At 44.7% G+C, this 6,081-nt stretch carries 6 protein-coding genes; all 6 read right to left on the minus strand.

The window, feature by feature from the left end; all coding sequences use genetic code 11:
* Positions 1-90: 90 nt before the first annotated feature.
* The 6 genes from B9J87_RS03390 to proV all read right to left on the minus strand — a co-directional run bounded on the left by B9J87_RS03390 (position 91) and on the right by proV (position 5,972).
* Positions 91-1,437 carry a magnesium transporter gene (locus tag B9J87_RS03390; protein ID WP_017046070.1) on the minus strand — a complete coding sequence of 449 codons (1,347 nt, stop codon included), beginning with the start codon at positions 1,435-1,437 and terminating at the stop codon, positions 91-93.
* Positions 1,434-2,000, minus strand: coding sequence for a mechanosensitive ion channel domain-containing protein (locus tag B9J87_RS03395; RefSeq protein WP_013867977.1), 567 nt, complete (start codon positions 1,998-2,000; stop codon positions 1,434-1,436). Before B9J87_RS03395 ends, B9J87_RS03390 begins: the two co-directional genes overlap by 4 nt.
* 136 nt (positions 2,001-2,136) lie before the next feature.
* Positions 2,137-2,667 carry a MarR family winged helix-turn-helix transcriptional regulator gene (locus B9J87_RS03400; RefSeq protein WP_013867975.1) on the minus strand — a complete coding sequence of 177 codons (531 nt, stop codon included), beginning with the start codon at positions 2,665-2,667 and terminating at the stop codon, positions 2,137-2,139.
* Between the two features lie 4 nt (positions 2,668-2,671).
* The gene (gene proX / locus B9J87_RS03405; RefSeq protein ID WP_017043349.1) at positions 2,672-3,679 is read right to left on the minus strand and encodes a glycine betaine/L-proline ABC transporter substrate-binding protein ProX; all 1,008 of its coding nucleotides are present in this window, start codon (positions 3,677-3,679) and stop codon (positions 2,672-2,674) included.
* Positions 3,676-4,782 carry a glycine betaine/L-proline ABC transporter permease ProW gene (gene proW, locus B9J87_RS03410; protein WP_094149351.1) on the minus strand — a complete coding sequence of 369 codons (1,107 nt, stop codon included), beginning with the start codon at positions 4,780-4,782 and terminating at the stop codon, positions 3,676-3,678. The genes proX and proW overlap by 4 nt, the downstream gene beginning before the upstream one ends.
* Positions 4,783-4,784: 2 nt before the next feature.
* Positions 4,785-5,972, minus strand: coding sequence for a glycine betaine/L-proline ABC transporter ATP-binding protein ProV (proV, locus tag B9J87_RS03415; RefSeq protein WP_094149352.1), 1,188 nt, complete (start codon positions 5,970-5,972; stop codon positions 4,785-4,787).
* Between the last annotated feature and the right edge of the window lie 109 nt (positions 5,973-6,081).

Below are 6,081 nucleotides of genomic sequence, written 5' to 3' on the forward strand. Positions count from 1 at the left end.
AAGTTAGTTTATTCAATTGTCTGAAATGACATGCCTTTCCTGTTTAAAGTTGCCGTTTTTGATGTAAGCCGCTTCAAGCGGTTTGGAAAGCTACAACATCACTAAACTTGCTGTGCCCAAGAAGGCAAAGAAGCCGACAACATCCGTTACTGTGGTTAAGATGACAGAGCCCGCTAATGCTGGGTCAAGCTTAAACTTATCAAGCGTGATCGGGATGAGTACCCCAAACAGCGCGGCGGTAATGATATTTACAACAATGGCCAGTGAAATGGTGGCGCCAATCATCGCTGACTGGAACCAGAGCCCTGCCAAGGCACCAATGATCAACGCCCATAACAAACCGTTAATGGAACCAATACCAATTTCATTTTTGAGCAACGCAAAACGGTTGCCCGGTGTAATTTGGTTCAATGCCATGGCGCGTACCATCAAGGTTAAGGTTTGGCTTCCCGCAATACCGCCCATCGAGGCAACAATTGGCATCAACACCGCTAACGCGACAACTTGCGAGATGACCGTTTCAAACATACCTATAGTGACCGAAGCGAGGATGGCGGTCAGCAGGTTGATCCCGAGCCAAAGGCCTCGTTTTTTGGAACTTTTAATGATGGGTGCAAATAAGTCATCTCCTTCATCCATACCTGTACCGGCCATTAAGCGCGATTCGTAAATCTCTCGTTGTGTACTCAGGGCAAATTGCCAGTCAATTTCACCCACTAAGATTTCATGGTTATCAATGATGGCGACAGTCGGCAATTGGGAATGTTCTAACGCTTCTACTGCTTCAGAAAGTGACTGGTGAGCATTCAGCGTAAAGAGATCATCTTGCTTGATGTTTTTCAGTAAAGTTTTGCTTTCAGCAAGCAAAATTTCTGTATAACTCACGATACCTTGGAATTTTTTTGCTTTGTTGATCAAATAGATATGTTGTGGAGAGTCATAATGATATTTCTCCAATAGTATCTTGGCTTTGTCGACACTGATGCTGAAAGGCAAGGTATACACTTTACGGTTTGCCCAGTGGCCAACTTCAGTATCTTCATAGGCATTGGCTTGATCATACAATTCAAGCTCGTCGCGACTAATTAAGCGCAGCGCTTCACTGATGATTTCATCAGGCAGAGAATCGGCCCATTCGAGCAGAGATAAGTTATCGAGTTTGGCGAGAGTCAGTTTTAGTTCTATTTCTGACAGTGCGTTGATGATAGAAAAACGTACTTCAGCACGCATCTCTGTCAGTACATCAATGTGTAGCTCTAAGGGTAGGCTACGCCACAGACGTACCCGCTGCTCGACAGGAAAAGCTTCTAGGATGATTGCGATCGAGCTTTCATCAAGCCCACTTTCCACGTACTCGCCGAGTAAGTCGATTTGTTGCTGCTCATCGGCTTTTGAAATCGTTTCAATATGCAGTGAAAGGTCTTGATATTCGTTCAACGTTTTACTCCGATAGGAAGTTGTTTCTTCTCGATTTTTTTCACGGCTTTTTCTGGAGTTTTGTTTAATACAATTACAGGGCGAACAATAAAGAGGTTGTTTGGATAGAGCACTGTATTGCCATCAACATTCTCTAATACGACATTGAGTAGATTCATGTCGACGATTTTACCTTCAACAAAATTTGCGCCATCCACCACTCGCACCCATAAACCGATGCGACAGTGGTTTTGTACAAATAAAACCAGAAATGAGGTGACGTTGCTCAGCAAAGACCAACCTGCAAACAAACCGACGCCAAGCAACGCAAAAAGTGATGAGCCAACAACCAATAACCCACGCAGTTCCACGCCCCACATCATTAGCAGAGTCAACACTAACACCAAGAAGAGTAAGGTCTTCACCAGCCAACGTGCTCGTTTAAGCCGATGAATATCGACTTTGCCTATGACCATATTCTCAAACCATCGCACGGTGTAGCTGGCTGTTTTAGGATAAATAAGCAACGCCATGATCGTGATGATCCATTGATAATTTTTTTGAAATAAGTCTAAGTATTCCATGACGAATCAGAAAAAGGAGATTTGGTTCAAAATAACCGAAATTCAGTCAATTACAACCTCTAATCTGGCTGAGGTTGATAATTGGAATTGGGTTGAGAAAAAAGTAACCAATTTGCTTTAGTCGGTCGAATAAAAACTAGAGAGGATCATCGGGTTCTAGACTAGACAATAGCGTCGATGCTTCTATTTCTGGTGTTTTCATCATCATCGATAACCGCTGTAAAGTGGAGAGAATGAGAGTTTGTTCCCATGCGTTTAACGCCTGAAATTGTTCAATAAAGCTATCTTTTAGCAGTGTGGGTGCTTTGAGTAATAATTCATCTCCTGTTGGGGTCAACAATGCATGAACTTTACGTTTATCTTGTTGATCTCGCTCTCGAATGATCAGTGCGCGCTTTTCTAAGCGATCCAAAATGCTGGTCGCTGTAGCTTGGCTCATATTAGTATGATCGGAGAGTTGCTTTATGGTCATATCGGCCGAGTTTTGGATCGCACGCATTAACAATAGTTGGGGGCTAGTGAGGCCAAAATCTTTGTTTATTTTTTTGGAATGGAGATCTGTCGCACGAATAATTTGGCGTATAGCGACCAGTACTTCTTCATGAATATCCAATACTTTCCTCCTTGAAAATAAGCAGAGCCACCCTTTTGATATGGGTGGCTCCATATTCTTACTTCGCTGCTTCTTTGGCGGTTTTTATCCACGAATCGAATTCAGATTGGTGAGCTTTTATCCAACCATTGGCATGAGCTTCAATATCTTTGGCAGAGTTTTTACCTTTACTCATGATCATGTTTTGCGCACTGATATCATTAATATTCAACTTCATGATTTCAAAAAGTTTTGCTGCGGCTGGGTTTTCTAGAGCGAATTTTTTATTGGCGACAATCAGCATACTGTTCATCTCAAAGCCGAAGTTCTTTCCGTTGGGTAGGGTTGTATCGATATTTTTGCGCTCACCAGGTAGGGCAGAGAAAGGGACTTCAAGCCAGGTGACATCTTTACCAGGGACCAAAACCCCACTCACCCAATAAGGTGTCCAAGTGTAATAAAGGATAGGGTCGCCTTTTTTGTAGCGTGAAATTGTATCGGCAATGATAGCGGCATAGTTACCTTGGTTGTGAGTAACGGTCGGTCGTAAACCGTAGGCGGTTAAGTGCTCCTCAATCACCATCTCACAACCCCAGCCGGGTGTGCAGCCAGTTAAGTCTGCTTTACCATCGCCATTTGCATCAAACAGCTTGGCGATTTTAGGGTCTTTTAACTGAGCAATATTGGTAATACCGTATTTATCTGCCGTTTTTTTATCAATCAAGTAGCCTTGCGCTGCTCCTGATATATATTGACCTTTTCGATAGAACTTAGCGTCGCCGCCCGCCATCGAGTATTTGTCGGCGTGTAAAGGAAACCACCCAACGGCGAGATAGGTTGCATCGCCTTCGGCAATCGAAGTATAAGCCACGTTGTAGTCGACCTCTTTGGTCGGTTTGACATCGTACCCCAGCGCTTCCATCGCTTTGTTCACGATGAGAGTTTGAAATGTTTCTTCAGCCACTGTCGATTGTACGGGTTGTACACTAATACCTTTGCCAGGAAGTTTATCAGCCCAAGCGCTGATGGGTAATGCCGCCGATGCGATTAAACTGGTTGAGATTAACGTCTTCCATGCGTAATTCATTTCTGTTCTCCTAGATTGTTGGCACTCTGATGAGTCAGTTTTTGCTTCAGTAAATAAAAGGGTGAGATAGGGCCAGTTTGATACCAGCGTACTTTTTGATCGCGATTTTCTGTACCGATATGCTGAGTTAGGCGATCAAGTAAGATGGCGAGAATGACAATGCCAAGTCCCCCCACGGCAGCGAGTCCCATATCAAGTCGGCCAATACCACGCAAAACCATTTGCCCCAAGCCACCGACAGCAATCATGGATGCAATCACAACCATCGACAGCGATAGCATCAGTGTTTGATTGACACCGGCCATAATGGTCGGCATGGCTAGTGGTAACTGAATACGGTAGAGCATCTGTTTTGGGCTTGCGCCGAATGCATGGCCTGCTTCGATAAGCTCTTCGGGAACTTGTTGAATACCTAAGATGGTTAAACGAACAATCGGTGGCAGGGCGAAAATAATGGTTACCACCACGCCAGGTACGTTGCCAATTCCGAACAGCATCACGATCGGGACTAAATACACGAATGCGGGCGTGGTTTGCATCGCATCCAAAACGGGGCGGATGAATTTTGCAGCCGTTTGATTTCTGGCCAGCCAAATCCCAAGTGGCAAGCCAATCAATAGGCAAAAGAATACCGAGGTCATGACCAAGGCGAGGGTGACCATTGCTTGTGACCACGCTCCGATTAATCCAATCGTAATCAGCGAGGCTAATGAAGCGATACCCATTTTAGGTCCAGCAAGTTGCCATGTGATCAAAAATAAAATCAACAACATCACAGGCGCTGGCGTTGAAACTAACGTGGTTTCAAATGAACTTAAAATAAAATCAACAGGTACTCTGACAGCTTGAAATAATGGCCTACCGTGTTCCACTAACCAACCCAGCCCGGTTTCAACCCAGTGATCAAAGGGGATAATTGCATCTTGAAATGGGTGCAGCCAATCGAAAGGCGCGGGAGCGTCGGTTGCGCCATTTAACCAATCACTTGCTGTAGTTGGGGATGCAGTAGTCGCTGACCAAGGATCGCTGCTGACAGGCGTTTGCGCGGCAGACGCCCATGGGTCAGGCGCCTCTGTGGATTGAATGTTGGTTTCCGTTGTCATAATTATTCCCTATCCAAAGTCTGCAATAAGCGTGATTTGGTGATCACGCCGTAATAATTTCCCTGCTGATCGACAACAGGCACGGCGTAGGGGACTTCAGCCACTTGGCTGATTAATTCACTAACAGACAGCTCCGGATCAACCGTCACGATGTCAGGCAGTAGAGCCGCGCTAAGCGATGTTTGTTGCTTGAGAGCTTGTTTCAGAGAGTCGAGCGACACAATGCCAGAGTATTTATTCGTACGGTCAACTACAATTCCGTAGTCTCGGTCATGATCCATCAGTAACTGCATTGCTGCAGCCGGGCCATCATTGTCGTGTTTTTTAAAAACGGCCGCGGGTTTTTTACGGGCAATGTCTTTAGCTGAAAAAACACTGGCAACATTAACGCCACGAAAGAATGAACTGACGTAATCGTTAGCAGGATGATGCAATATTTCATCGGGCGTGCCCGTTTGTACGACGATGCCATCTTGCATGATGGCGATACGGTCACCAATTCTCATTGCTTCATCAAGGTCATGAGAAATAAAAACGATGGTTCGCTTATCATCATTTTGCAGGCGGATTAGTTCATCTTGCATTTCGGTGCGGATTAACGGGTCGAGTGCGGAAAATGCTTCGTCCATTAACAAAATGTCAGGGTCGTTGGCGAGTGCACGAGCCAAACCAACGCGTTGTTTCATCCCACCCGATAACTCATCAGGGAATGACTCACAGTAGGCGTCTAAGCCAACCCGAGCGAGTGCTTCTTTTGCACTTTTATTACGTTCATGAACCACCACTCCTGATAATTCTAATCCAAAGGCAGCGTTTTCAAGAACAGTCATATGTGGCATGAGTGCGAAGTTCTGAAATACCATTGAGATATTTTTACGTCTTACATCGCGCAGCTCTTGCTCTGAAATATGGGCAATATCCTTACCCTTCAGTAAAACACTCCCTTGGGTTGGCTCAATCAGGCGGTTCAACAATCGAACTAAAGTTGACTTGCCTGAACCGGACAAACCCATAATGACAAAAATCTCCCCTTCATTGATTGAAAGAGACACATCCTTGACCCCAACAGTGAGCCCGGTTTGCTCGAAAATTTGGTCCTTATCCAACCCTTTTTCTAACAGCGGGAAAGCCTGTTGTGGAGTCTCTCCAAATACCTTGTAGAGGTTCTTAACTTCTAACACGGGTGACATGATTTACATCCTTTGTTCTTCATGGCTATTTAATGTTTAGCCGTAAATATGTATAGTACACTAAATATTAATTTGACGGTTTTCAAGTTTTAACCCAGTTGTCATTAGC

This window comes from Vibrio sp. V19_P1S1T109 (assembly GCF_002241375.1).
Classification (GTDB): domain Bacteria; phylum Pseudomonadota; class Gammaproteobacteria; order Enterobacterales; family Vibrionaceae; genus Vibrio; species Vibrio anguillarum.

Excerpts from the sequence above, each read along its gene's own strand:
- B9J87_RS03395 (WP_013867977.1), bottom strand. The coding sequence starts at position 2,000 with ATGGAATACTTAGACTTATTTCAAAAAAATTATCAATGGATCATCACG.
- B9J87_RS03400 (WP_013867975.1), bottom strand. The coding sequence starts at position 2,667 with ATGGAGCCACCCATATCAAAAGGGTGGCTCTGCTTATTTTCAAGGAGG.
- proX (WP_017043349.1), bottom strand. The coding sequence starts at position 3,679 with ATGAATTACGCATGGAAGACGTTAATCTCAACCAGTTTAATCGCATCG.
- proW (WP_094149351.1), bottom strand. The coding sequence starts at position 4,782 with ATGACAACGGAAACCAACATTCAATCCACAGAGGCGCCTGACCCATGG.
- proV (WP_094149352.1), bottom strand. The coding sequence starts at position 5,972 with ATGTCACCCGTGTTAGAAGTTAAGAACCTCTACAAGGTATTTGGAGAG.